A 25,478-nucleotide genomic window follows, 5' to 3' on the forward strand; every position below is an offset into this window, starting at 1 on the left:
CGGACGTAGGCTGGGGCCCGAGCACTCACTCCACGCACCCGGATGAAGGGATCGACAGTCACACCATGGGTTACATCACTTCGGCAGCTCTCGAAGAGACCGGCTATGTCGTCCTCGACAGCTACAACCAGGAACTCGACCCCAAGGAGTGGCTGGACATCGAGTACAACGACTGGAAATCCTCCGGCGACACCCGCTTCGCTCCGCTGGCCAGCGCGTTCGGCGAGATCGAGTGCAACGGCTTCTGGAACCACGTGCCGCCCCGCACCGACAAGGACGGCGTCTGGATCCCGTCCCAGGTCGAGAAGGCGCCCATCCTGACCCGCCGCGCGCAGGAGCCGGGGGCCAACGTCGGCCGTTGCCGCGTCATCGAACTGCAGCCGAACACGTACGCCGACTGCCTGTACAACCTGCACCAGGACGACAACAACCGGCTGAACCCGGACGGCACCGGTTGGGTGGTCCGCGGCTTCTTCAACCTCTCGGACGACAAGGACAGCTTCTTCGTCCTGCGGGACAACCGCACCGACCCCAGCGGCGAGACCCGGATCGCGTTGCCGGCCGGCGCTCAGCTGCTGATCGACACGCAGCGCCTGTGGCACGCGGCGACCCACGTCGGCCCCGACCCGCGCTACTGCCTGATCACGTCGTGGACCTCCGGTCCCGAGCTGGACGCCTACATCGAGAAGTACCACGGCAACCCGCACGCCCAGAACGTCGAGGTGGCCCAGGACGTCCTGGACGCCGGACAGGCGGAGCAGTCCCGCCGGATCGCCGCCCGCGCCGCGGCTCTCGCCGCCCGGGGCCGCATCGAGCAAGCGGCGATGAGCGAGGCCTGATCTTCCTCCGGTACGCCTGAGCCCACGACAGGCGCAGGCGTACCGTCGAGAACTGTGCGAACCACACCTGTCGAAGAACTGCCCTCCACCCTCGGCGAGCTCCGCGCGTCCGGTCACGAACTGCGCGGGGTCAAGGAAGAGATCCGCGAGAACCTGCTGGCCGCGCTGCGGGCCGGGGAAGATCCGTGGGCCGGCATCGTCGGTTTCGAGAGCACCGTCCTCCCGCAGCTGGAACGGGCCCTGCTCGCCGGACACGACATCGTCCTGCTGGGCGAACGCGGGCAGGGCAAGACCCGTCTGCTGCGCAGCCTGACCAATCTGCTGGACGAGCACACGCCCTACATCGCGTTCTCCGAGATCGGCGAGCATCCGTACGCGCCGATTACGCCCGAGTCCATCCGCCGGGCCGCCGATCTGGGTGACGCGCTGCCGGTCGCATGGAAGCACCGCAGCGAGCGGTACACCGAGAAGCTGGCCACTCCGGACACCGCGGTGGCCGACCTGATCGGTGACGTCGATCCGGTCAAGGTGGCTGAGGGCCGCTCGCTGGGCGACCCCGAGACCATTCACTTCGGGCTGGTGCCCCGGGCCCACCGCGGCATCGTCGCCATCAACGAACTGCCCGACCTGGCCGAGCGGATCCAGGTGGCGTTGCTCAACGTCATGGAGGAACGCGACATCCAGGTCCGCGGGTACACCCTGCGGCTGCCCCTGGACGTCCTCCTGGTGGCCTCGGCCAACCCCGAGGACTACACCAACCGGGGTCGCATCATCACCCCGCTCAAGGACCGCTTCGGCGCCGAGATCCGTACCCACTACCCGCTCCGGCTGGCCGACGAGGTGGCGCTGATCGAGCAGGAGGCGGAGTTGGTGGCCGACGTCCCGGCCCACCTGCTGGAGATCATCGCCCGGTTCACCCGCCTGCTCCGTGAATCCACCGCGATCGACCAGGGTTCGGGCGTGTCCGCCCGGTTCTCCGTGGCGGCGGCGGAAACCGTTGCCGCAGCGGCCCTCCGCCGGGCGGCACTGACCAACGAGAGTGGGGCGTCGGCCCGCCCGATCGACCTGCAGTCGATCCTGGCCGTCCTGCGCGGCAAGCTCGAGTTCGCCACCGGCGAGGAGGGCCGCGAATCGGAGATCCTGGAGCACCTGCTCCGCCGGGCCACGGCCGAGACCGCCCGGACCCGGCTCCGGGGCGTCGATCTGACGCCGCTGGCCGAGGCCGTCACCCGGCATCCGCTGCGTACCGGGGACCGCGTTCCGGCCGGCGACGTGGTCCGCGCGTTGCCGGACGTCGCCGTGCTCACCGTCATCGCGCAGCGTCTCGGCGCCGCCGGCACCGAGGATCCGGGCCCGATGGCCTCGGCCGCCGAGCTGGCCCTGGAGCTGCTGTTCCTGACCCGGAAACTGTCCAAACAAGCCAGCGACGACGAGAGCACGGTCAGCTATGGCTGATGTCCCCGGCCGGTCGGCGTACGAATACTCGGGGTACGTCGACGGACCCGATCCGCTGGCCCCGCCGGTCGACCTGCGCGCGGCCATGGACCGCATCGGCAAGGACGTGATGGAGGGCAGTTCGCCCCGTCAGGCCCTCCGGGAACTCATGCGGCAGGGTCTGCCCGACCGCCGCGGCCTGGACGATCTGGCCCGCCGGATCTGGCAGAAGCGGCGAGATCTGCAGCGGGACAACCGATTGGACGGCACCCTGCAGGCCGTGCGCGAACTCTTGGCCAAGGCGCTCGACCAGGAGCGGGAGGTGCTCGGCCGGCAGCAGACCGACGACGCCCGCTTCAAGGAGATGGAACTCGACACGCTGCCCGGCGACACCGGCGGCGCGGTCCGGGAACTGGGCAAGTACGACTTTCAGTCCAGTGACGCCAGGGAGACGTTCCAGCAGATCCAGGACCTGCTGGGCAAGGAGATGCTGGACCAGCGGTTCGCCGGCATGAAACAGGCACTGCAGCAGGCGACCCCGGAGGACACCGAGAACATCCGCAAGATGCTCGACGATCTCAACTCGTTGCTGGCCGCGCACTCCGAGGGCAATGACACCCCGCAGCAGTTCGACGAATTCATGAACCGGCACGGAGAGTACTTCCCGGAGAATCCGCGCAACATCGAGGAACTGATCGATCTGCTCGCCGCGAGATCGGCGGCTGCGCAACGGATGATGAATTCCATGACGGCGCAGCAGCGGGCCGAACTGGCGGAGCTGGCCCAGCAGGCATTCGGTGATCCGCGCCTGGCCCAGGCGTTGTCGCAACTGGATTCGCAACTCCAGGGCTTGCGCCCCAGCGAGGACTGGTCCGGCTCCGGACGGTTCAGCGGCGACTCCCCGATGGGACTGGGTGAAGGGACCCGAGCGCTGGAACAGCTGGGACAGCTGGATGCGCTGGCCGAGCAGCTGGCCCAGAGCTACCCCGGCGCCCAACTGGACGACATCGATCTCGACGCGCTGGAAGAGGCGCTGGGCGAGCAGGCCCGGATGGACGTCAAGGAGTTGGCCGACCTGGAACGCGAACTGCGCGAACAGGGCATCTTCGACCGGAACGACGACGGGTCACTCCGGTTGTCGCCCAAGGCGTTGCGTCGGCTGGGCGAGTCGGCCCTGAAGGACATCGCCGACCGCTTGTCGGCCCGCCGGGGCGAGCGGGAGACCCGCAGGTCGGGGGCGGCCGGGGAACCGACCGGATCCACCCGGCCCTGGGCGTTCGGCGACACCCAGGCCTGGAGCGTGCCCCGCACCCTGCTCAACGCCCAGCTGCGGCGGGCCGGCGGTGACCAGCGCAGGCTGGACGTCAGCGACGTCGAGGTCATCGAGACCGAGCAGCGCACACGCGCCGTCGTCGCCCTGTGCGTCGACACCTCGTGGTCCATGGTGCAGGACGGCCGGTGGGTGCCCATGAAGCGCACCGCCCTCGCGCTGCACCAGTTGATCTCGACCCGTTTCCGCGGAGACGCGTTGCAGCTCATCACGTTCGGCCGCCGGGCGGACAAGGTGGAGCTGGGCGAACTGATCGGCTTGGAAGGCGCGTACGTGCAGGGCACCAACCTGCAGCACGCGCTGATGCTGGCCGGTGAACACCTGCGGTCCCAACCGGATGCGATGCCGGTCGTGCTGGTCGTCACCGACGGCGAGCCCACCGCGCACCTGGAACCGGACGGCGACTTCGCGTTCTCCTACCCGCCGGACCCGCGCACGGTGCGGGCCACCCTGGTCGAGCTCGACCGGCTCACCGGCCGCCGGGCCGCGATCAGCTTCTTCGTGCTCGGCGACGACCCGCGTCTGGCCGAGTTCATGGATTCGCTTGCCCGGCGCTGCGGCGGCCGGGTCGTCGCGCCCGATCTCGACGGCCTGGGCGCCGAGGTGGTAGCCGACTACCTGCGCACCCGGCGGTAGGCCATCGGCGACCAGCGACAACCGCGGCCTCAACGGACCAAACCGAACCGGGGTATTCGGGCGTAGATCAGGTATGAGCGAGGTTGCGGTGATGCCTGTGGCTTCTGGTGGTGATTCAGAACGTGCTCGTTCTTTCTCCCGATGGGTCGTTCCTGAGCTGCCGGTTCTGGCTGCAATCGCTCGGCGGACGGTCCCGGCGGCGGATGCCGAGGATCTGGTTCAGGAAACGCTGGAGCGGGCGTGGCGTCGCTGGGAAACCTACGATCCAGCGCGTGGATCCGCGCGGGTCTGGTTGGCCGGCATTCTCTTCGACCGGGTGCGGCGACGTCGGGCACGATCCGCTCCGCCTCCACACCAGAGTCGTCTTCCCGCTTCCGATGCCGGGCCGGTTTCGATAGCCGATCGGGTCGACATCGAGCGGGCGATCGATGGGCTCCCGACCAGACAGCGGGAGCTGGTCCTGCTGTACTACCTGGCTGATCTCCCCATCAACGAGGTCGCAGGGATGCTGGGCATCACCGCGGGCGCGGCGAAATCGCAGCTGTTCGATGCCCGCACTCATCTTCGCGCAATGATGAAGGACGACCAATGACAGACGACGAGATGGATGCCATCCTGAAGGACTGGGGAGCACAGCTCCGAGCGGTCCCGATCAGTGGCCCAGATCAGCGGTTGGTGGAAGCGGTCACCGGCCGCGGTCGGAGCCGGTGGCGAGCGGTCGGGGCCACCGTGGCCGTCGCCGCCCTCGTGGCTGCCGTGGCTGCCGTGGCTATCGCGGTGCCAATTCTGAGGGCAGGACGAAATGGCGCAGACAACCCCCCGGCCACCGGCGGTGCTCCGCATACCGCCACACCGTCGACATCTCGGATTGTGACCTTCGGAAACCTGAGTTTGGACGTGCCGAAGGCGTGGAAGCTGAATGACCAGAAGTGTGGGCAGCCGCTGTCCAACACCGTACTCATACCCGCCTCCGGCGCCCCGGCCTGTGGCATCCCCACGCGACCGGTGACGGCCCTCTGGCTCTACCGTGACGACCTGCTCCCGCCTTCCCTGCTGGCGAAACCCGACACGGGACTTCCCGCGAACGTTTTGTCCGACATGGCCGCACCGGAGCGCCCACTGTCATCGGCAACGACCGTTGGACAGGTGGCCGGGATCCCGGCGAAGATCACCTCGGGCGCGCCCACCGACGCGTTGCACCGGACGCTGTACGTCCTGCCGAGTATTCACGTGGCCGTCCTGATCAGCTCACCCGACGCCTCGCTCATCGGCTCGCTGATCGCGTCCGCACGGTTGGTTGATCAAGACCAGAATGGCTGTGTCGCAACTCTTTCCGATCCGTCAGCGGTCGTGGGCGGGAAATCTCCGGCGCGGGGCGGAGCAGATCAGCAGCTGGTCCCGGGCGCGCCGGAATCGGCCGTAGCCTGTCGGTACCTGAAAGGCACCCTGGCCCAGAGCGCGTCCGTCTCCGCGGAATCCTTGACCACCCTCATCGCGGCCATGAACGACGCCCCGTCCGGTCTGTCGGTGCACCGACCACCGGATGGGTCAGACTGCCGCGTGGCCGAGGAAACGGTCACCGTGCAATTGGAGTACGCATCCGGACCACCCCTGAGCGTCAGAGTCCATCTCAATGGCTGCGGAGGGGTTTACGGAGCCTCGAACGGCACCCTCACCCGCCAGCTCGCCGAGCCGATGGTCACCCTCCTTCATCGCACGGTCGGCTTCTACGACGTCGGCAGTGCCGCAATCGCGCAGCAAAGCCGATAGCAGCCGAAATGCGTCCCGTGAGCGAGGTGTCAATCGTGCTGTTCTACGTCGCCAGAATGGTCGGTATCTGAATGTGGATTACAAATGGCGAGCTACCGTCAGTACCGCAGCCTTCCACGGCACCGATCGCGTATGTCGCGACCTTGGTCGAGGAAGCGAAAACAGGCGCCGGACGGGCGGGAATGAAGCCGTGGACCCATCCAGCCAGTACCTGTCGATCACCCAAGTACAGCTTCAGTGAGTTGGCGGTCCGTGCTGCGTGGCTCACGCCTTCCTCTGTAGACGATCGCAAGGGGCAAAAGGAGCACCAAGATCTCGGGCAACAGGAGGCCTGGGCTCCACGGTCCGCCCTCCTATACGAGCGTCAATGCCGTACCTGTGGCGGCCGCTGTAACCCCTATGAGGACAACAGCCGTCCAGATGAGGTAAGGCGGCCGATTTGGCCGCGAGCTCATTGCGGATCCTGTCTTTGGGGAATAGTCAAGGACGGCCTCCACCGGTAGCCCAGAGGCAGCGGCTGACCCAGCCCCTACCCACCGCCGTTGGGGGGGCGGCTCCGTGCGGGTCGCCCGGAGGTCATCGATCCGCCGTGCCCCTGGAGGGTGGCCGGAAGGGCCCGCCGTGGGCGGTGGGACAGAGCGGCGAACAGCGTATCCAGCTTGTCGAGGTCTCGAAGTCCCTGGATGCCGTTGTTGCCCACCACCACCACTTCGACGAACTTGTCGAAGTTCAGTCCGTTGTCCGCGGCGAGGGGTGCGCGGCTCGACCGGTTGCGCGGGTTGGCTCCAGACGGGGACGGCGTCCGGGCGCTCGTGGGCCGGCACTTTCGAGCCGCAATGGAGGAGATGTGGCGAGCCGAGTTCATCGTGGAGATGCAGACCTCGTAGGCCCGGAGTGAGGGGACCACCGCCCTATGACCCGAGTCGCGACCCGCGGATCAGGCCAACCGGGACGGGAAGCCGCCGGTGGCCACGGGCGACCAGCGGGTCGGGGTGAAGCGGAGCAGGCATTTGCCCTGCACCGTCATCGCGTGGCGGTATTCGTCCCAATCGGGGTGCTCACCGGCGATGCTGCGGAAGTACTCGACCAGCGGCTCCATCGCCTCGGGCAGATCGAGAACCTCGGCGTCACAGTCGATGTGCACCCAGGCCCCGCCGAAGTCGTCGGACAGCACCAGGACCGAGGCCTTGCCCTCCCGGCGGACGTTGTGCACCTTGGCCCGTTCGGGATAACTGGAGACGACGATGCGACCTTCGGCGTCCACGCCCCCGGACACCGGTGAGCTCTGCACGCCACCGTCCGCTCGCCACGTCGTCACGATCATGTTGTGACGTGGACGGACGAAGTCCAGCAGGTTCTTCCGGTCGACCTCGGTCGTCGTGGCTACGGTGCGGGCCATGGGGTCAGTTCTCCCCGTTCTCGGCGGTCGGGGCACCCTCGGCGCCCGCGAGCACGGTGGCGGCTACGGCCTCGGCGATCGGATGACGCCCCGACACCAGGTCTAGGGAGAGCCCGGCCGTGCGGGGCTCGTCCAGCAGAGCGACCAGGACGGCGGCGACGTCCTCACGTGGCACCGAACCCCGTCCGACGCGGGTGGTCAGCGTGACGTGTCCGCTGCCCGACTCGCTGGTCAGCGCGCCCGGGCGGATCACCGTCCAGTCCAGGTCGCGGGTGCGCAGATCCTCGTCGGCCGCCTGCTTGGCCGTCATGTAGGCGGCGAACACCGGGTCGTGTTCGGGTTGCGCCCCGGCGTCGGAGCCGATCGCCGACACCAGCAGATAACGGCGAACCCCGGCCAGGATCGCGGCGTCGGCCAGCAGCGCCGCTCCGGCCCGGTCGACCGAATCCTTGCGCTCGGCCGAACTGCCCGCCCCGGCCCCGGCCGCGAAGACGACCGCGTCCGCGCCGGACAGGTGCTCGGAAAGGGCAGCCGCCGTGGTGTTCTCGAGATCGATGAGGACCGGGTAGGCGCCGGCCGCGATGACGTCGGCTTCGTGCAGGGGATTGCGGATCAGCCCCACCGGATGGTCGCCCCGCTCGGCCAGCAGCCGCTCCAGATGGAGTGCGATTCGTCCATGGCCACCTGCAATGACAACCTTCATCACTCCACGGTACTCAGGGGGACCCCGACCCCCGGTCGGCGCCACCTACATTTGCGTTCCGTCGCCGATGAGGACCGGCCCGGAGGAGGCATGGGAGACTCGGGATGCCACTACTATCGGGGCCGTGGCTCCCTCCCGACAGCCCGGCGCGAAGAAGCCGCCGGCCCCGAAGTACGACCGCCTGCTCGCGGTGGTGATCTGGCTGGTCACCGGCCTCCTGGCCGGGCTGGCCATCGGTATCTTCACCGGGCACGGCTGGCTGTGGCTGATCGTCGGCGCCCTGGCCGGAATCGTGCTGGCGCTGTGGCGGACCAAGCCGGAGCAGCCCATCGAACCGGACTGACGGTCGCGGCCGGCCGGGGGTAGCGTGAAAAGATCACGTCAGACGTCGATCGGATGAACATCATGGCCACCGCTACCTGGAACGGCGCCGTCATCGCGCAGAGCGACTCCACCGAGATCGTGGAGGGCAACCACTACTTCCCGCTGGAATCGGTGAAGACCGAGTATCTGCTGGCCTCCGCCACCACCTCGGTCTGCCCGTGGAAGGGCACCGCCTCGTACTACACGCTGTCGGTCGGTGGAGAGCAGAACCCGGACGCGGCTTGGTACTACCCGGCTCCGAAGGACGCGGCCGCGCAGATCAAGGACCACGTCGCCTTCTGGAAGGGCGTCACCGTCACCGACTGAGCTCAGGCCGACCCGGATCTGAGCGCGGCGGCCCGCTTCTGGAGGTCGGCGACGACCGACCCCGGAGCCAGACCGCCGAGCAGGTCGGCCAGTCCGGCGACGATGGACAGCAGCTCGGAGAACTCTCGATCGGGCTGCGCAACGGTGATCGCGGAGAACGGGAACGCGACGTTCACTCGGATCGACGGCGACACCACTTCGAGATGCCGGGGCCGCCCTTCGTCGGCGTCCGCCGTGCGGCTGTGCGGCCCGGCGGCCGTCGCCGGGTGCCGCGATTGTTGCGTGGGCGAGATTGGCATGAGGGGCCCCTTCCCGGTCGGATGTGTTGTCGCCATCGCACCGCCTGCCCCGGCCGGGGGCCAGGGCCGAAGGTCATCAGGATCGCCCCGGGCGGATCGGCTGCGGGGTATCCCTCCGCCCGATCGACCGCGTGGGGCCGCCGGCCCGACGACGGGACTTTCGGCCCTTTCGGCCCCCTCGGGGCCGCCGCCATCCTGGAGTCCACGAGTTGGAGGAGGGTGCCGGTGGCCACGCAGACGGATCTGGAGCCGCAGTACGTCGCTCTCTACCGGGCGACGGCGGAGCCGCAGATCGTCATGGTTCCCGAAATGACCTTCCTGATGATCGACGGCACCGGTGACCCGGAGACCGGCGAGAGCTTTCAGCGTGCGATTCCGGTGCTGTACGGGCTGTCCTACACGGTGCGGTTCGCCCTCAAGCGGTCGCTGGGAGTCCAACACAAGGTCGGTGCACTCGAGGGCCTGTGGTGGGCGCCGGACATGGATGCCTTCCGCGTCAAGAACGGGGGCGACTGGCAGTGGACGATGATGATCCGCCAGCCGCCGGAGGTGAGCGCCGACCTGGTCGAGGCGGCGCGCGCGGAGCTGGCGGAGAAGAAGGACCTACGCCGCTTGGACGACACCCGGCTCGAATCCTTCACCGAGGGTCGCGCGGCCCAGATCATGCACCTGGGTCCGTACGAGGCCGAAGGGCCGACCATCGCCCGCCTGCACGACTTCATCCATGAGCACGGCGGCCGCTTCGACGGCCGCTTCCAGAAACACCACGAGATCTACCTGGGTGATCCGCGGCGGAGCGCACCCGAGAGGCTCCGGACCATCCTTCGCCAGCCCTTCCTGGAAGCGGCCACCGCCACGTCCGGTGATCGGTGAACACCCAACGCCCGCCCGACCGGCGGACCCACCACAACCAAAGGAGAAGAGCTGTGAGCACCGCCCAGAAGGATTCCGCCGCCCAGGCCGACGTCGTCACTTCCTCGAACCCGCCGAGAACCCGGATGGGCACGAAGTTCCGGGGGGACGCGATGGTCGCCAAGGTCAAGGAGTTGCTCCACCAGGGGACCGTCCGGCGCATCGTCGTGAAGAACGACGAGGGCCACCCGGTCCTCGAGATTCCGGTGACCGCCGGGGTCGTCGCCGCGGTCGTGGCGCCCGCGGTGACCGCGGTCGGAGCGGTGGCTGCCCTGGCCTACGACTGGACGATCGAGGTGGAGCACCGACCGGAGGAGATCGCGGCCTCCGGCGAGGTGCCCACCAAGGACGGCGAACCGGCAGAGAAGCCAGGCGCCGAACACACCTGATCGGTCGGCGCGATCCGGACTCCGGTCGGGACAGCGGCGCCGGAGGCCGGGTCGCGACGACGTCAGCGGTCCGTCGACGCCCTGAGCGCGGCGATGGGCAGGGGCTCTGCGGTGCACGCCGAGAGGACCTGCTGGAGCGCCAGATCCTCGGCCGGTGACACCCACAGCGAGTACTTGACCTTCACGGCGATCTGCCGAGCGGCGTAGGCGCACCGATAGCTCTTGTGGGGCGGGAGCCAGGTGGCGGCGTCTCCGGCGCCCTTCTTCTGGTTGGACGCGCCGTCGACCGCGATCAAGTTGAGGGGATCGTTGGCGAGGTCGATCCGCTGCCCCCTGGTCAACTGTTGGGCGCCCTTCTGCCAGGCGTCGGCCAGAGCGACCACGTGGTCGATCTGGACGAGGGCGGACGTGTCGACTCCGCGGACGAAGGCGATCGTCGAGCCGGTGTACGGGTCGTCGAGCGTGCCGCTCTTCACCACACAATGGGCCGCGGTGGACACCGGCCGGGGCCGGCACACGATGCCCACCAGATCGCGCGAGAGGACATCGTCACGCGTGTCGAGACCGTTGCCGCCCCAGAGGGCGTGGTTGTCGTCGGTCCAGGCCGCGCCGAACTGGGCCCTCGAATAGCCGGTGAGGGGAGCCCGGCCCTTCACCGGCAGGGCCGCCAACGCCTGGAGGGCGGTCGAGGCGGCCGTCGCCGCCCGGGTCACCGGACCCGGCGACGCCGTGACGGCGGCGGCCGAGCAACCACAGCCCAGGAACAGCACGGCGACGAGCCAGATGATCGCGGGCATCGGCGTTCGTGCGGTGGTCACCGGGATGAGGCTGCCAGAGATCACCGACAATCCGGGCACCGGCGCGCCCGGCGTGAGACGCCAGCCCCCGGCGTGAGACGCCAGCCCCCGGCGTGAGCCGTCAGCGCCCGACGTAGGCCGCGAGGTGCTCGCCGGTCACCGTGGACCTGGTCGACACCAGATCGCTCGGCGTGCCCTCGAACACGATCCGGCCCCCGTCGTGCCCGGCCCCTGGACCGAGATCGATGATCCAGTCCGCGTGAGCCATCACGGCCTGGTGGTGTTCGATGACGATCACCGACTTGCCGGAGTCGACCAGCCGGTCGAGCAGGCCCAGCAGGTTCTGCACGTCGGCCAGGTGCAGACCGGTGGTCGGCTCGTCGAGGACGTACACGCCGCCCTTCTCGCCCAGGTGGGTGGCCAGCTTGATCCGCTGCCGTTCGCCGCCGGACAGGGTGGTCAGCGGTTGCCCCAGGCTCAGGTAGCCGAGGCCGACGTCGGCCAGCCGGGTCAGGATGGCGTGGGCGGCGGGCACGGCGGCGTCACCGGCGGCGAAGAACCGCTCAGCCTCGTCGACCGGCATGGCCAGCACCTCGCTGATGTCCTTGCCGCCGAGCTTGTACTCCAGTACCTCCGCCATGAACCGCTTGCCGTCGCACACCTCGCAGACGGTGGCCACCCCGGCCATCATGGCCAGGTCGGTGTAGACGACCCCGGCCCCGTTGCAGTTGGGGCAGGCACCCTCGGAGTTGGCGCTGAACAGGGCCGGCTTGACCCCGTTCGCCTTGGCGAAGGCCTTGCGGATCGGCTCCAACAGCCCGGTGTAGGTCGCCGGGTTGCTCCGCCGGGAACCCTTGATCGCCCCCTGGTCGACACCGACCACCCCGTCCCGGCCGGTGACATGGCCCTGGATCAGGGAGCTCTTGCCCGATCCGGCCACCCCGGTCAGCACCACCAGGACGCCGAGCGGGATGTCGACGTCCACGTCCTTGAGGTTGTGGGTGCTCGCTCCGCGGATCGACAACGCGTTCCTGGACGTACGCACCGACGGCTTCAGCGCGGCGCGATCGTCCAGGTGCCGGCCGGTGAGCGTGCCGCTGGCGCGAAGGCCCTCGACCGTCCCCTGGAAGACCACCTCGCCACCGGCCTGGCCGGCCCCTGGTCCGAGGTCGACCACATGGTCGGCGATGGCGATCATCTCCGGCTTGTGCTCGACCACAAGCACCGTGTTGCCCTTGTCGCGCAACTGCAGCAACAGAGTGTTCATGCGCTGGATGTCGTGCGGGTGCAGCCCGATGGAGGGCTCGTCGAACACGTAGGTCACGTCGGTCAGCGACGAGCCGAGATGGCGGATCATCTTGATCCGCTGCGCTTCTCCACCGGACAGCGTGCCCGACGGCCGCTCCAGGGCCAGGTATCCGAGGCCGATCCCGACGAACGAGTCCAAGCTGTGCTGCAGCGCAGCCAGTAGCGGCGCCACCGACGGATCGTCCACCGTCGCGAGCCACTGCGCCAGGTCGCTGATCTGCAACGCGCAGGCGTCGGCGATCGACAGGCCGTTGATCTTCGACGAGCGCGCCGCCGCGGACAGCCGGGTGCCGTCGCACTCCGGGCAGGTGGTGAAGGTGACCGCCCGCTCGACGAACGCCCGGATGTGCGGCTGCAGGGTGTCGACATCCTTGGACAGCATGGACTTCTCGATCTTCGGGATCAGGCCCTCGTAGGTCAGGTTGATGCCCTCGACCTTGATCTTGGTGGGTTCCTTGTACAGCAGGTCGGCCATCTCCCGCTTCGTGTACTTCCGGATCGGCTTGTCCGGGTCGAAGAAACCGGAACCGATGAAGATGCGGCCGAACCATCCGTCCATGCTGTAGCCGGGGATGGTGAACGGACCTTCGCGCAGCGATTTGCCGTCGTCGTAGAGGGCGGTGAGGTCGATGTCGGTGACGTTGCCCCGGCCCTCGCACCGCGGGCACATCCCGCCGGTGATGCTGAAGCTGCGGCGTTCCTTGACCGTCTGTCCGCCGCGCTGCGTCGTCACCGCGCCGGCGCCGCTGATCGACGCGACGTTGAACGAATAGGCCTGCGGCGACCCGATGTGCGGGCGGCCGAGCCGGCTGAACAGGATGCGCAGCATGGCATTGGCGTCGGTCACGGTGCCGACGGTGGAACGCACGTTGGCGCCCATCCGCTCCTGGTCGATGACGATCGCCGTGGTCAGGCCCTCCAGGACGTCGACATCGGGCCGGCCCAGCGTCGGCATGAAGCCCTGCAGGAAGGCGCTGTAGGTCTCGTTGATCATCCGCTGCGACTCGGCGGCGATGGTGGAGAAGACCAGGGAGCTCTTGCCGGAACCGGAGACCCCGGTGAACACGGTCAGCCGCCGTTTCGGCAATTCGATGCTGATGTCCTTCAGGTTGTTCTCGCGGGCGCCGTAGACCCGGATCCGGTCGTGGCGATCGGCAACGGCCGGCTCCGGGCACGTCTTGCTGGGCATGTTCGCTCCCTGGTGCGGTGGGTCGGGCTGACGGCTGTGTCGATCAGGCTAGCCGCGGCTCGGAAGGTGGTGCTTCTCGATTCCTGACCCGTTCGGCCCTCTACGCTGGTCGCCATGACGGTGCACCAGCTGTCCAAGGCCGATGCGCGGCGCATCTCGGTGCGGGCCAATCGGCTGGACCGGTCCCGGCCGACCGACGTGCTCGACACGGTGCGGCGGCTGACCGTGCTGCAGAACGACCCGACCGCAGCGGTGGCACCCAACGCCGATCTGGTGCTCTGGAGCCGCCTCGGCTCGACCTACCAGCCGCCCGATCTGCAGGCCGAACTCGAGGCCGGGACTTTGGTCGAGTTGTCCCTGATGATCCGGCCGGTCGAGGACCTGGTGCTGTACCGGGCCGGGATGGCGCAATGGCGCACCGGCGACGGCCTGAAGCCCTGGCAGCGGGGTCTGCGGGACTGGCTGGAGGCCAACGACGGCTGTCGCCACGACATCCTGTACCGGCTGGAGTCGGACGGTCCGCTGACCAGCACCGAGTTGCCCGACACCTGTGACGTGCCGTGGGTCTCGAGCGGATGGACGCACAACCGCAACGTGCTGGAGATGCTGGAGATCATGACGGCCGCCGGCGAGGTCGCAGTGGTCGGTCGGCGGGGCCGGGAACGTTTGTGGGATCTGGCCTCTCGGGTCTATCCGGACGATCCGGTGGTGCCGGTGGAGGAGGCGCGGCGGATCCGGGACGAGAAGCGGCTCCGGTCGCTGGGGATCGCGCGGTCCCGAACCCAGGAGACACCGAACGAGCCGTGGAACGTGGGGGAGGCCGGGGAGCCGGCCGTGATCGACGGCGTGAAAGGGACGTGGCGGGTGGACCCGGACCAACTGGGGCAACCGTTCTCGGGCCGCGCGGCCCTGCTGTCCCCGCTCGACCGCATGATCCACGACCGGAAGCGCATGGTCGACGTATTCGACTTCGACTACCAGCTGGAGATGTACAAACCGGCGGCCAGACGGCGCTGGGGCTACTTCGCGCTGCCGATCCTGTACGGCGATGCCCTGGTCGGGAAGGTCGACGCCACCGCCGACCGCAAGGCCGGCGTGCTGCGGGTCGACGCCGTGCACCAGGACGTGCCGTTCAGCCCGACCATGGCTGCCGCCGTCGACCGGGAGATCACCGATCTGGCGCGATGGCTGCGTGTGGAGCTGTTGCGGCCAGCGATCGACCGATGAGCTGCAGCAGTTCGGCCGCCCGGGCCATCGACGTCGCGAGGTCCGGTTCCAGCGCCGACAGCGGGTGAACCGCATCGAACCCCGCGGCGCGCCACTGGTTCTCGGTGAGCCGGCAGCGACCGCAGACGGCCACCACCGGCACTCCCGACGCCCGCGCGGCGCGCGCCACCCCGACCGGAGCCTTGCCGTGCAGGGTCTGCTCGTCGAGCGACCCCTCACCGGTGATCACCAGTGAGGCCGACGACAACCGGTCGGCGAAACCGATCAGGTCCAGCACCACGTCGATGCCCGGCACCAGCCGAGCGCCGAGCAGGGCCGCCCCGGCGAATCCGACGCCGCCGGCCGCGCCGGCGCCCGGAAGCGCGCGCAGATCCTCGGACGTGCGGCGGGACACGGCGTCGGCCCACACCGAGAGCGCTCGGTCGAGGAGGGCGACGGCGTCCGGGTCAGCACCCTTCTGCGGTCCGTACACGGCAGCCGCACCGGTCGGGCCTAGGAGCGGGTTGTCGACGTCGCAGGCGATCAGCACCTCGGTGTCCGGCAGCGCCGGGTGCAGGCCGGCCAGGTCCACGGCGGCCAGGTCCAGCAGGGCTGCCCCGCCGGAGGGCAGTGGCCGCCCGGCGGAATCCAGCAGCCGGGCCCCGAGGGCAGCCACCATGCCGGCGCCTCCGTCGGTGCTCGCGCTGCCGCCGATGCCCAGCACGATGCGCCGGCAACCGGCGTCCAGCGCGGCTCCGAGCACGTCACCCACCCCACGGGTGGAGGCCGTCAACGGCGCCGGCCGACCACCGGGCAGTCGACCGAGCCCGCAGGCATCGGCCAGTTCGACCACCGCCGTGGTCCCGCGCCGGGCGAACCGGGTGCTGACCGTTTCACCGGTGGGGCCCGTGGCCATGACCGGGATCTCGTCGAACCCGGCGGCCAGCGCGGCGTCGAGGGTGCCGTCACCCCCGTCGGCCACCGGCATCAGATCGCACACCAGATCGGGTCGAACCGCCGAGATGCCGCGGGCCAACGCCTGGCCGACCTGGAGTGCGGTCAGCGAACCCTTGAACTTGTCGCAGGCGATGAGCACCGTACCCATCGCGTCAGGCCAGGCCGGTGGCGCCCGGAGCGCGGTCGGACCGGCCGCGGATCCACCTGGGGCGGGCTGCGGTCACCTCGGGCACCGGTGCACCCACTCTCTCGTCGCGGTTCGAGCGCCGATGTCCATCATGAACCACCCCTGACGGCGAACGGCGATGGGGCACGACGGCGGCGATTGCCGCGTGACGAACCGGACACGTGCCCGTCATGGCCGGATAGTAGGACTGGGGGATGACCACCTCCCGGCCCGGGACGCGGCCTGTTTCACACCGCGGAATGAGAGTGACGGAACCTTGGTCGGGCCCAGAGTGCCGCAGTACTGTTCGATACAGCGCATGTCGTGAGGGAGAAGAAATCCGTGGAGCCTCAACTCGTGGTGAACGGCCGGTCGCGACTTCTCGGGGAGGTCGGGGGTCACGTCACCCTGTTGGAATGGCTGCGCTCCGCGGGCTACACCGGGTCAAAGGAAGGATGCGCCGAGGGCGAGTGCGGCGCCTGTGCGGTCCTGGTCGCCAGGCCGGACGGGGAATCGAGGTCCCGCTGGACGGCGATCAACGCCTGTCTGGTTCCCGCGGCCGGGCTGGATCAGCAGGAGATCGTCACCGCCGAGGGTCTGGGTCGGCCGACCGCCCTGCATCCGGTCCAGGCGGAGATGGCGACTCGCGGCGGGTCTCAATGTGGTTACTGCACACCGGGTTTTGTCTGCTCCATGGCCTCCGAATTCTATCGAGCGGACCGTCGGCCGACCGGTCGGATCGAGCCCGCCCCATCGGCCGAGCCAAATGGCGGTGCTCGGCGGGCCGTTCGTGACCCGGGGGTCGAGTCCGCCGACGACCCCGCCGCTCCCGGCTCGGCGCCGGATCACGAGCACGGCCCCAACGGTTTCGATCTGCACGCGCTGTCCGGAAACCTGTGCCGTTGCACCGGATATCGGCCGATCCGGGACGCTGCGTACGCCCTCGGAGCGCCGGCCGACGACGATCCGCTGCAGGTGCGACTGCAGCGACCGGCCCCGGAGCCGGCGCCGACCCGGATCAGCAGCGGGCAGGGCGACTTCGCCCGCCCGGTGACGCTCTCCGAAGCTCTGACCCTCCTCGCCGACCACCCGACGGCGCGGCTGGTGGCCGGTTCCACCGACTGGGGGGTCGAGCTGAACATCCGGCACGCGCGCACCGAGCTCACGATCGCCATCGACCGGCTGGCCGAGCTCCGCGAGCTGAACGTCAGCGATGACTTCATCGACATCGGGGCGGCGCTCAGCCTTTCCGAGGTCGAACGCGGCCTGGCCGGCCGGATCCCCTTGCTGGCCGAGCTCTTCCCGCAATTCGCATCCCGGCTGATCCGCAACGGGGCGACGCTGGGGGGCAACCTCGGCACCGGTTCGCCGATCGGCGATTCGTCACCGGCTCTGCTGGCCCTTGACGCCTCGCTGGTGCTGGCCCGGGCCGACGGCGAGCGCACGGTCCGGCTGGCGGACTACTTCACCGGATATCGCGAGTCGATCAAGGAGCCGGACGAATTGATCAGGTCGATCCGGATCCCGCGCCCACTGGCTCCGGTGACCGCGTTCCACAAGATCGCCAAGCGACGGTTCGACGACATCTCCAGCGTCGCCGTTGCTTTCGCCCTCTGGCTGGAGCCCGGTGAGCCCGGGCGGCAGATGGTCACCGATCTCAAGATCGGCCTCGGCGGCGTCGCCGCGATCCCGTTGCGGGCCTTCGGAACCGAGGCCGCTCTGATCGGAAAGCCCTGGGATGCAGCTGCTGTTGCGGTGGCAGCGGAGGTCCTGGGTGGAGAGGGAACGCCCATGGGTGATCACCGGGCGAGCGCCCCCTATCGCGCGGCGACGCTGCGTACCTCACTGCTGAAGTTCTTCGCTCACCACCAGTCGCCGAACCGGACGGAGGTCACGGCATGAGCAAGCAGCACGGACCGCTCGCCGATCGCCCGGTCAACCCCAAGGTCGGACTGGAGATCCCGCACGAGAGCGCCGACCTGCACGTCACTGGGGCCGCGCTGTACACCCAGGACCTGCTGGCCCGGACCAAGGACGCCCTGCACGCGTGGCCGGTGCAGGCGCCGCACGCCCACGCCAAGGTCGTCCGGCTGAACGTGCAACCGGCCCATGACGTTCCGGGGATGGTGAAAGTGCTGACGGCGGCGGATGTTCCGGGACTGAACGACGCCGGCGAGAAACACGACGAACCCCTGTTCCCGTCCGAGGTGATGTTCTATGGGCATGCCGTGTGCTGGGTGCTCGGCGAGACCCTGGACGCGGCCCGGCTGGGCGCGGCCGCCGTCGAGGTGGTCTACGAAACCCTCCCGTCGCTGATCGGTGTGCGCGAGGCGATCGCCGCGGGCAGTTTCCAGGGCAGTCGACGGACGGTGAGCCGCGGCGACGCCGACACCGCCCTGGCCGGTGCCGCACACCGGTTCTCCGGTGAGTTCGAATTCGGCGGCCAGGAGCACTTCTACCTGGAGACGATGGCCGCGTTGGCCCTGGTCGACGAGAACGGCCAGGTATTCGTGCAGTCCAGCACGCAGCACCCGAGCGAGACGCAGGACATCGTCGCGCACGTCCTCGGCGTCCCGGCCCACGCCGTCACCGTGCAGTGCCTGCGGATGGGAGGCGGCTTCGGCGGCAAGGAGTTCCAGCCCCACGGACTCGCCGCCGTGGCCGCCCTGGGGGCCACTCTGACGTCCCGGCCGGTGAGCCTGCGCCTCAACCGCACGCAGGACATCACGATGACCGGCAAGCGGCACCCGTTCCTGGCCCAGTGGGAGGTGGGGTTCGACGACGATCTCCGCCTCTGCGGATTGCGGGCCACCCTGACCAGCAACGGCGGCTGGAGCCTTGACCTGTCCGAGCCGGTGCTGGCTCGCGCGCTGTGCCACATCGACAACGCCTACTGGATTCCCGACATCCACGTCGACGGGCGGGTCGCGAAGACGAACCAGCAGTCCAACACCGCGTTCCGTGGGTTCGGCGGTCCTCAGGGGATGATCGTCATCGAGGACATCCTCGGCCGGTGCGCCCCACTGCTGGGGGTGGACCCGCAGGAGCTGCGCCGCCGGAACTTCTACTCGCCCGGCCAGAGAACGCCGTTCGGGCAACCGGTCCGGCACGCCGAGCGACTGGTCGAGATCTGGCAGGTCCTGAACGAGCGCGCCGAGGTGACCGCCCGCAGACGTGAGATCGCCGCGTACAACGCGTCGTCGCCGCACACCAAGCGGGCGCTGGCGATCACCCCGGTCAAGTTCGGCATCTCGTTCAATCTGACCGCGTTCAACCAAGCCGGTGGGCTGGTGCACGTCTACAAGGACGGCTCCGTCCTGATCAATCACGGCGGCGCCGAGATGGGGCAGGGACTGCACACGAAGATGATCCAGGTGGCGGCCACCGCTCTCGGGGTGCCGCTGTCGACCGTGCGGTTGGCGCCGACCCGCACCGACAAGGTGCCGAACACGTCCGCGACCGCGGCCAGTTCGGGGGCCGACCTGAACGGCGGCGCGGTGAAGAACGCCTGTGACCAGATTCGGGAGCGCCTCGCCGTGGTGGCCGCCGGGAAGCTCGGCATCCATCCGGACGACGTGCGGTTTGTGGACGGCTGGGCCACCGGTATCGGCTTCCACGACCAGCGCCTTCCGTGGGCCACGCTCGTCCACGACGCCTATTTCCAGCGCGTGCAGTTGTGGGCGGCCGGCTTCTACCGGACCGCTGGTCTGCACTGGGATGCCGAGCGCATGCAGGGTGAGCCGTTCAAGTACTTCGCCTACGGCGCCGCGGTGTCCGAGGTCGAGGTCGACGGATTCACCGGCGCCTATCGGCTGCTGCGCGCCGACATCGTGCACGACGTCGGGGACAGCCTTTCTCCCCTGATCGACATCGGTCAGATCGAGGGCGGGTTCGTGCAAGGGGTGGGCTGGCTGACGCTCGAGGAGCTGCGCTGGGACGAGAGCGATGGTCCGCACCGGGGGCGGCTGAACACCCAGGCGGCCAGTACCTACAAGATCCCGAGCTTCTCGGAGATGCCGGCGCAGTTCAACGTGCACCTCTACGAGAAGGCGACCGAGTCGGGTGTGGTCTACGGCTCCAAGGCCGTCGGCGAGCCTCCGTTGATGCTGGCGTTCAGCGTGCGTGAAGCGCTGCGGGCCGCGGTGGGTGCCTTCGCCCCGCCGGGTCACAGCGTCGAGCTGGCGTCACCCGCGACCCCGGAAGCGGTCTTCTGGGCGATCGAGACGGCCCGCGCCGCCGCCGATGGGACGGTCTCCGTCCCGGTCTCTGCGATACCGGCTCGGGTGTAGCGCGATGGACTGGCTCAGTGCGGTCCAGCAACTCCGGCGGGACAACCGGCCGGGGGTGATGGTCACGCTCGTCGAGGTACGCGGTCATGCGCCGCGCGACGCGGGCGCCAAGATGGTGGTGGGGGCCGACCACCTGTGGGGCAGCGTCGGCGGCGGCAACCTGGAGGAGGCGGCCGTCCGGCGGGCTCGCGCCATGATCGCCAGTGGGGCCACGGTGCCGGAGATGCAGGAGTCCCGGCTCAATGCCCACGCCCGGAACCCGCACGGGCAGCAGTGTTGTGGCGGGGTCGTCCGGCTGCTGCTGGAACCGTTGCCGGCGCGTCCGGTGATCGCCGTGTTCGGGATGGGGCACGTCGGATTCGAGCTGGCCCGGATCCTGTCCCGGCTCGACGTGGATTTGCACCTGGTCGACTCGCGCCCGGAACAACTGGACGAGCTGCGGCTGGCCGACGTCACCGGTGGCCCGGCCCAGGTGTCCGTCCAGCATCTGGTACTAGGGGAGCAGGCGCTCGACCGGCTGCCCGCCGGCGCCCACGTGTTGATCATGACGCATGATCACGCCGAGGACTTCGCGCTGTGCGACGCCGCCCTGCGGCTCCCCGCACTGGGCAGCGTCGGACTGATCGGGTCCAGCGCGAAGTGGACGAGGTTCCAGTCGATGCTGGCCGAGGCCGGGCACGACGCGGCCGCCATCGGCCGGATCCGGTGCCCGATCGGGATGCCCGAACTGCCGGGAAAGGAGCCCGCGGTGATCGCCGTGGGTATCGCGGCCCGGCTTCTGGAGCAGCGGGGCCGGTCGGCCGGCCCGGCCGAGATCGCCGACGGCCCTGGGTCAATGGTGTTGACGTGACGATCTACCGGGGAGCGATCGTCGACACGTCGGGTGATCCGTTCATCGACGGCGCGCAGGCCCTGCGGGCCGATCAGGACGGTGGGCTCCTGGTCCGGGACGGCCGCATCGTCGCCCGGGCGGCGTTCCACCGGGTGCGCGCCGAGGCGCCGGACGACGAGGTGGTGACCCTGGCCGGCGGCCTCGTGCTGCCGGGGTTCGTCGACACCCATGTGCACTTCCCGCAGATCCGCGCGGTCGGCGGATTGGGCATGCCTCTGCTGGACTGGCTGGAGAAATGCGCGCTGCCGGAGGAGAGCCGCCTGGCCGAGCCGGGCTACGCCGCGGCCGTGGCCGACGAATTCCTGGACGGATTGCTCGCCGTCGGCACCACGTCGGCGCTGGTCTTCGGTTCGCATTTCGCCGCGGCCATGGATCTGCTGTTCGCCGGGGCCCGCGCCCGCGACATGAACGTGACGTCCGGACTGGTGGTGTCGGACCGGATCCTGACTGCCGACCTGTTGTGCACGCCCGAGGCCGCCGGACAGCAGAGCGCCGACCTCATCGACCGGTGGCACGGCCAGGGCCGGCTGAAGTACGCGGTGACACCGCGTTTCTCGCTCTCCACCAGTGACGCCGTGTTGAGCGTCTGCGGTGAACTGCTGGACGGCGACATCACCTTCACCTCGCACCTCAACGAGAACCCGGCCGAGGTGGCCGCCGTCGTCTCGCTGTTCCCGCATCGCCGCGACTACCTGGACACCTACCACCAGCACGGTCTGGTCACCGATCGCAGCGTCTTCGCCCACAACGTGCACGCCACCGACAAGGAACTGGCGCTGATGGGGGAGACCGGCGCCTGGGCGTCACACTGTCCGACCAGCAATTCGGCCCTGGGCAGCGGACTGTTTCCGCTGCGTCGGCACCGGGCCCACGGCGTCGGGGTGGCGCTCGGCTCCGACGTGGGCGCGGGGACCGGCCTGTTCCTGCCCAAGGAAGGGCTGCAGGCCTACTTCATGCAGCAACTGCTGGGCGCGGACGGTTCGGCGCTGGATCCGGTGCAACTGTTGTTCCTGTGCACCCTGGCCGGCGCCCGTGCCCTCGGAATAGCGGACCGCGTCGGCGATTTCAGTGTCGGCAAGGAATTCGACGCGGTCTGGCTGCGACCCGCGGACGGCTCCACCCTCGCCGTGAACCTGCGACACGCAACCGATCCGGTCGATGCGCTGGCCCGGGTGTTCGCGCTGGCCGCGCCGTCGGACGTGGCCGGCGTCTGGCTGCGCGGTGCCCCGGCGGCCACGACCTCCTCGTCGCACCTTGCGGGCGGCCCGTGGCCGCCGGTGCCATGGCCGGTTCGGGCCGGGCTGAGCTGATCTCACCTCGTCCGGAGACTGCGAGACACGAAATCTGCGGCGATGTCGGACCAGCGATCCCGCAGTCCGGAGAATGTGCGAAACGCCCTGCGGCCCGGCCAGTCCGGTGGCAGCAGCCCGGCCGGGAGCCCGGGATCGATGCGGGGGAACTGCCGCCAGTCGTCGACCAGCTTCAGGTATCCGGCGAATGCCGCCCCCGGCTCGGTGGTGGCGTCGACGTCGCGCCAGCGGTCGAGAAATTCGGAGTACAACCGCCGCAGCTCCTCCAGGTCCCACCAGGCCGCGGCGTCGGCCAGCTCGAGGGTCGCTCCGGCGAACCAGGTCACGTACGCGCCGAGACCGGCGGCGGACACCTGTTCCCGGGCCGGGGCGGCCAAGGCGGCCGGGGCGATCCAGACACCGGCGCCGACCGTTCCGAAGCCCAGCCAGGACAGCACCGTGCGCAATCGGTGTCGCTCGGCCCGGGCGTGCTCGGGGACCGAGAAGACGGCCAGGACCCACCCGTCGGTCGGCTCGGCTTCGCCGAAGCGCCAGATCCGCCGGTCGCCGGTCTCGAGGTCGGCCCGCGCGGCCTCGGTCAGGGCGTATCCGGCCCGTCCGGCCCGGCGTTCACCGGCCAGGAAATCGCGGGACTTCAGCCGCACCAGGGCCTGACGCACCGCGTTGGGAGCGACCCCGGCCGCGCCGAGCAGCGTGATCAGGTCGGCCACCGCGATCCAGCCGCCGATGGGCCGCAGGTACAGCCCGGCGAACGTGACGATCAACGATCCCGGTGACGCCGGGGCCGCATCCCCGGCCGCCGTCATGCCGACAGGTCCCGGATCACCGACACCCCGTCCCACACCTCGGTAAAACGCAAGGGCAGGGGCGAGAGGCCGATGCGGATCGCGTCCGGCGTCCGGAAGTCCGGCAACACCCCGGCCGCGGTGAGCCGGGAGCACAGTTCGCGGGCATCGGACCGCGCGATGCTGACGTGGCCACCGCGCCGAATGGGGTCCCGGGGTGACGCGAGCCGGAAGCCAAGGGGCTGCAGGTGCTCGTCGAACAGGTCGATCACCATCTCGCCCAGGCCCACGATCTTGGCGCGGATGGCGTCGATGCCGGCCTCGGCGATCACTGCTGCGCCCTCGCGGACGGCGAGAATGCCGAGCACAGAAGGCGTTCCGGAGATCATCGACCGGATACCGGCGGCCGGGACGTAACCCTGCTCCATCTCGAACGAGTCCTGCCGGCCGAGCCAGCCCCAGATCGGTTGATCCAACCGGTCATGGTGCCGGGCGTTGACGTAGCTGAACGCCGGTGCCCCCGGTCCGGCCCCGACGAACTTGTAGGTGCAGCCGACGGCCAGGTCCACGTCGCAGGCGTCGAGCGAGATCGGCACGCTGCCGACCGAATGGCACAGGTCCCAGACCACCAGCGCGCCGACGGCGTGCGCGGCGGCGGTGACGGCCGCCATGTCCGCGAGATAGCCGGAGTGGTAGGCGATGTGGCTCATCGTCAGCACCGCCACGTCCTCGTCCAGGACGGCCGCCAGGTCGTCCGGGCCGATGCCGCCGACGTCGGTGCCGATCAGCCAGACGATCTCCAGGCCGTGATCCTTGGCCAGCGACTCGACCACGTACCGGTTGGTGGGGAAGTTGTCCCGGTCGATCACGATCTTGCGGCGTCCCGGGCGCAGGTTGATCGCGGCCCGCACGGCCTTGTAGAAATTGACCGTCGTCGAGTCCGCGATCACCGTCTGCCCGGGGGCGGCGCCGAGGGCGGCAGCGCCCAGTTCGTCCCCCACCTTCTCGGGCAGGTCCATCCAGCCCTCGGTCCAACCCCGGATCAGCCGCCCGGCCCATTGTTGGTGCGCGAAATCGGTCCAGACCTCGGCGATCGAGGCCAACGGCCGCCCGAGCGAGTTGCCGTCGAGATAGGCGACCACGTCGTCGGGCTGCGGCAGGTAACGAGACCCGAAGGCGGCCAGGGGATCGGCGGCGTCCAAGGCCTGGGCGTCGGGGCGGGTGACGGTCATCAGCGTCCGATCTCGGTGCGCACGGCGTACAGCTCGGGGAAGAAGGTCAGGTCGAGGGCGCGTCGCAGGAAGGCGACACCGGAGGATCCGCCGGTGCCACGTTTGAACCCGATGATGCGTTCGACGGTCTTGAGGTGACGGAAGCGCCAGGTCTGGAAGGTGTCCTCGACGTCGATCAGTTCCTCGCAGGTCTCGTAGACGTCCCACTGGGCCTCCGGGGCGTCGTAGATGCCGGTGAACACGTCGACCAGGGCGGCGTTGAGCGTGTGCGGCACCCGCCGGTCCCGGTCCAGGAGTTCGGCCGGGATCGCGTAGCCCCGGCGGTGCAGGAACAGCAGGAACTCGTCGTACAGGCTGGGCGCGTCCAGGGCCGCCTGCAGGATCTGCTGCTGCTCCGGGTGGTGGGCGAACACCGCGATCATCGCGGCGTTCTTGTTCCCCAGCAAGAACTCCAGCAGGCGGTACTGCATGGACTGGAAGCCCGAGGACTTGCCGAGGATCCCGCGGAACTGGGCGTACTCGCTGGGGGTGAGGGTGGCCAGCACCGACCACTGGTCCGTCATCTGCTTCTGGATGTGTTTGATCCGGGCCAGGCGTTTCAGAGCCGGTCCGAGGGAGTCGGCGGCGATCAGGGCCATGGCCGACCGGAGTTCGTGGATCACCAGCTTCAACCACAGCTCGGTGGTCTGGTGCGCGATGATGAAGAGCATCTCGTCGTGGTGGGTGGACAGGGGCGCCTGGGCCGCCAACAGCGTGTCGAGCTGCAGGTACGAGCCGTAGTTGAGCCCGGTCAGGTCCTTCTCGATGCCGTCCTCGAGCGGACGGATGTTGCCGTTCTCCATGCTGAACCGTGTTTCCGCTGGCCGGGATCCGAGTCCGCAGCATATTGCGTATCTGTGACGATAGTCAATGATCCGCACTATGGCTGGCGGGTCGAAACCTGCCC

General features: G+C 69.3%; 24 protein-coding genes. 14 read left to right on the forward strand and 10 right to left on the reverse strand.

Features of this window, described 5'->3' with window-relative positions:
* Positions 1-65 precede the first annotated feature (65 nt).
* The 5 genes from BLS97_RS10195 (at position 66) to BLS97_RS10215 (ending at position 6,009) form a co-directional block, all read left to right on the forward strand.
* On the forward strand, positions 66-839 hold the full coding sequence (locus BLS97_RS10195) for a hypothetical protein (RefSeq protein ID WP_090475875.1): 774 nt from the start codon (positions 66-68) through the stop codon (positions 837-839).
* 54 nt (positions 840-893) lie between these two features.
* Positions 894-2,294 (forward strand): ATP-binding protein, encoded by a 1,401-nt coding sequence (locus tag BLS97_RS10200; protein WP_090475876.1) that lies wholly within the window; start codon positions 894-896, stop codon positions 2,292-2,294.
* Entirely contained in the window at positions 2,287-4,239 is a 1,953-nt protein-coding gene (locus BLS97_RS10205) for a vWA domain-containing protein (RefSeq protein WP_090475877.1), read from the forward strand. The genes BLS97_RS10200 and BLS97_RS10205 overlap by 8 nt, the downstream gene beginning before the upstream one ends.
* Positions 4,240-4,312: 73 nt before the next feature.
* Entirely contained in the window at positions 4,313-4,831 is a 519-nt protein-coding gene (locus BLS97_RS10210) for an RNA polymerase sigma factor (protein ID WP_090475878.1), read from the forward strand.
* Positions 4,828-6,009 (forward strand): hypothetical protein, encoded by a 1,182-nt coding sequence (locus tag BLS97_RS10215; protein WP_157695345.1) that lies wholly within the window; start codon positions 4,828-4,830, stop codon positions 6,007-6,009. The genes BLS97_RS10210 and BLS97_RS10215 overlap by 4 nt, the downstream gene beginning before the upstream one ends.
* A 529-nt stretch (positions 6,010-6,538) precedes the next feature.
* Here BLS97_RS10215 and BLS97_RS22845 read toward each other — a convergent pair.
* The 3 genes from BLS97_RS22845 to BLS97_RS10230 are packed head-to-tail and all read right to left on the reverse strand — an operon-like array spanning position 6,539 to position 8,111.
* Positions 6,539-6,916 carry a hypothetical protein gene (locus BLS97_RS22845; protein ID WP_157695346.1) on the reverse strand — a complete coding sequence of 126 codons (378 nt, stop codon included), beginning with the start codon at positions 6,914-6,916 and terminating at the stop codon, positions 6,539-6,541.
* 30 nt (positions 6,917-6,946) lie between these two features.
* Positions 6,947-7,408 (reverse strand): PPOX class F420-dependent oxidoreductase, encoded by a 462-nt coding sequence (locus BLS97_RS10225; RefSeq protein ID WP_090475881.1) that lies wholly within the window; start codon positions 7,406-7,408, stop codon positions 6,947-6,949.
* A 4-nt stretch (positions 7,409-7,412) separates the two neighbouring features.
* Positions 7,413-8,111: an NAD(P)H-binding protein gene (locus tag BLS97_RS10230; RefSeq protein ID WP_090475882.1), complete on the reverse strand. Its 699-nt coding sequence runs from the start codon at positions 8,109-8,111 to the stop codon at positions 7,413-7,415.
* Between the two features lie 124 nt (positions 8,112-8,235).
* On the opposite strand from BLS97_RS10230, the gene BLS97_RS10235 reads away from it, so the two are divergent.
* Both BLS97_RS10235 and BLS97_RS10240 read left to right on the forward strand, forming a co-directional pair.
* Complete coding sequence (locus tag BLS97_RS10235; RefSeq protein WP_090475883.1) at positions 8,236-8,454, forward strand: hypothetical protein; 219 nt, start codon at positions 8,236-8,238, stop codon at positions 8,452-8,454.
* Positions 8,455-8,516: 62 nt separating this feature from the next.
* The gene (locus BLS97_RS10240; protein WP_090481861.1) at positions 8,517-8,801 is read left to right on the forward strand and encodes a DUF427 domain-containing protein; all 285 of its coding nucleotides are present in this window, start codon (positions 8,517-8,519) and stop codon (positions 8,799-8,801) included.
* A gap of 2 nt (positions 8,802-8,803) precedes the next feature.
* Here BLS97_RS10240 and BLS97_RS10245 read toward each other — a convergent pair whose 3' ends face one another.
* The gene (locus BLS97_RS10245; RefSeq protein ID WP_090475884.1) at positions 8,804-9,100 is read right to left on the reverse strand and encodes a hypothetical protein; all 297 of its coding nucleotides are present in this window, start codon (positions 9,098-9,100) and stop codon (positions 8,804-8,806) included.
* Between the two features lie 225 nt (positions 9,101-9,325).
* Between BLS97_RS10245 and BLS97_RS10250 the strand changes: the two genes are divergently transcribed.
* Both BLS97_RS10250 and BLS97_RS10255 read left to right on the forward strand, forming a co-directional pair.
* Complete coding sequence (locus BLS97_RS10250; RefSeq protein WP_197676505.1) at positions 9,326-9,973, forward strand: GyrI-like domain-containing protein; 648 nt, start codon at positions 9,326-9,328, stop codon at positions 9,971-9,973.
* A gap of 53 nt (positions 9,974-10,026) precedes the next feature.
* The gene (locus BLS97_RS10255) at positions 10,027-10,401 is read left to right on the forward strand and encodes a DUF4342 domain-containing protein (RefSeq protein ID WP_197676506.1); all 375 of its coding nucleotides are present in this window, start codon (positions 10,027-10,029) and stop codon (positions 10,399-10,401) included.
* Positions 10,402-10,463: 62 nt separating this feature from the next.
* On the opposite strand, the gene BLS97_RS10260 is transcribed toward BLS97_RS10255, so the two are convergent.
* Both BLS97_RS10260 and BLS97_RS10265 read right to left on the reverse strand, forming a co-directional pair.
* Positions 10,464-11,219, reverse strand: coding sequence for an HNH endonuclease family protein (locus BLS97_RS10260; RefSeq protein WP_197676507.1), 756 nt, complete (start codon positions 11,217-11,219; stop codon positions 10,464-10,466).
* Between the two features lie 100 nt (positions 11,220-11,319).
* Complete coding sequence (locus BLS97_RS10265; protein WP_090475885.1) at positions 11,320-13,695, reverse strand: ATP-binding cassette domain-containing protein; 2,376 nt, start codon at positions 13,693-13,695, stop codon at positions 11,320-11,322.
* Between the two features lie 114 nt (positions 13,696-13,809).
* On the opposite strand from BLS97_RS10265, the gene BLS97_RS10270 reads away from it, so the two are divergent.
* Positions 13,810-14,922, forward strand: coding sequence for a DNA glycosylase AlkZ-like family protein (locus BLS97_RS10270; protein WP_090475886.1), 1,113 nt, complete (start codon positions 13,810-13,812; stop codon positions 14,920-14,922).
* On the opposite strand, the gene BLS97_RS10275 is transcribed toward BLS97_RS10270, so the two are convergent.
* Entirely contained in the window at positions 14,864-16,006 is a 1,143-nt protein-coding gene (locus BLS97_RS10275; protein ID WP_090475887.1) for a glycerate kinase, read from the reverse strand. The two genes, BLS97_RS10270 and BLS97_RS10275, sit on opposite strands and share 59 nt — an antisense overlap.
* Positions 16,007-16,348: 342 nt before the next feature.
* Here BLS97_RS10275 and BLS97_RS10280 point away from each other — a divergent pair, with 342 nt between their 5' ends.
* Genes BLS97_RS10280 through BLS97_RS10295 form a run of 4 tightly spaced genes read left to right on the forward strand, consistent with a single transcriptional unit; the run spans position 16,349 to position 22,515 of the window.
* On the forward strand, positions 16,349-17,926 hold the full coding sequence (locus tag BLS97_RS10280) for a xanthine dehydrogenase small subunit (RefSeq protein WP_231988469.1): 1,578 nt from the start codon (positions 16,349-16,351) through the stop codon (positions 17,924-17,926).
* Positions 17,923-20,313 (forward strand): xanthine dehydrogenase molybdopterin binding subunit, encoded by a 2,391-nt coding sequence (gene xdhB, locus BLS97_RS10285; protein WP_090475889.1) that lies wholly within the window; start codon positions 17,923-17,925, stop codon positions 20,311-20,313. Before BLS97_RS10280 ends, xdhB begins: the two co-directional genes overlap by 4 nt.
* Positions 20,314-20,317: 4 nt before the next feature.
* Positions 20,318-21,163 (forward strand): xanthine dehydrogenase accessory protein XdhC, encoded by an 846-nt coding sequence (xdhC, locus tag BLS97_RS10290; RefSeq protein ID WP_090475890.1) that lies wholly within the window; start codon positions 20,318-20,320, stop codon positions 21,161-21,163.
* Positions 21,160-22,515, forward strand: coding sequence for a guanine deaminase (locus tag BLS97_RS10295; RefSeq protein WP_090475891.1), 1,356 nt, complete (start codon positions 21,160-21,162; stop codon positions 22,513-22,515). The genes xdhC and BLS97_RS10295 overlap by 4 nt, the downstream gene beginning before the upstream one ends.
* A gap of 2 nt (positions 22,516-22,517) precedes the next feature.
* On the opposite strand, the gene BLS97_RS10300 is transcribed toward BLS97_RS10295, so the two are convergent.
* The 3 genes from BLS97_RS10300 to kynA are packed head-to-tail and all read right to left on the reverse strand — an operon-like array spanning position 22,518 to position 25,374.
* Positions 22,518-23,321 carry a PaaX family transcriptional regulator gene (locus BLS97_RS10300; RefSeq protein ID WP_090475892.1) on the reverse strand — a complete coding sequence of 268 codons (804 nt, stop codon included), beginning with the start codon at positions 23,319-23,321 and terminating at the stop codon, positions 22,518-22,520.
* Positions 23,318-24,532 carry a kynureninase gene (locus BLS97_RS10305; protein WP_090475893.1) on the reverse strand — a complete coding sequence of 405 codons (1,215 nt, stop codon included), beginning with the start codon at positions 24,530-24,532 and terminating at the stop codon, positions 23,318-23,320. Before BLS97_RS10305 ends, BLS97_RS10300 begins: the two co-directional genes overlap by 4 nt.
* On the reverse strand, positions 24,532-25,374 hold the full coding sequence (gene kynA, locus BLS97_RS10310; RefSeq protein ID WP_090475894.1) for a tryptophan 2,3-dioxygenase: 843 nt from the start codon (positions 25,372-25,374) through the stop codon (positions 24,532-24,534). The genes BLS97_RS10305 and kynA overlap by 1 nt, the downstream gene beginning before the upstream one ends.
* Between the last annotated feature and the right edge of the window lie 104 nt (positions 25,375-25,478).

The organism is Nakamurella panacisegetis (assembly GCF_900104535.1).
In the GTDB taxonomy this organism is placed as follows: Bacteria; Actinomycetota; Actinomycetes; order Mycobacteriales; family Nakamurellaceae; genus Nakamurella; species Nakamurella panacisegetis.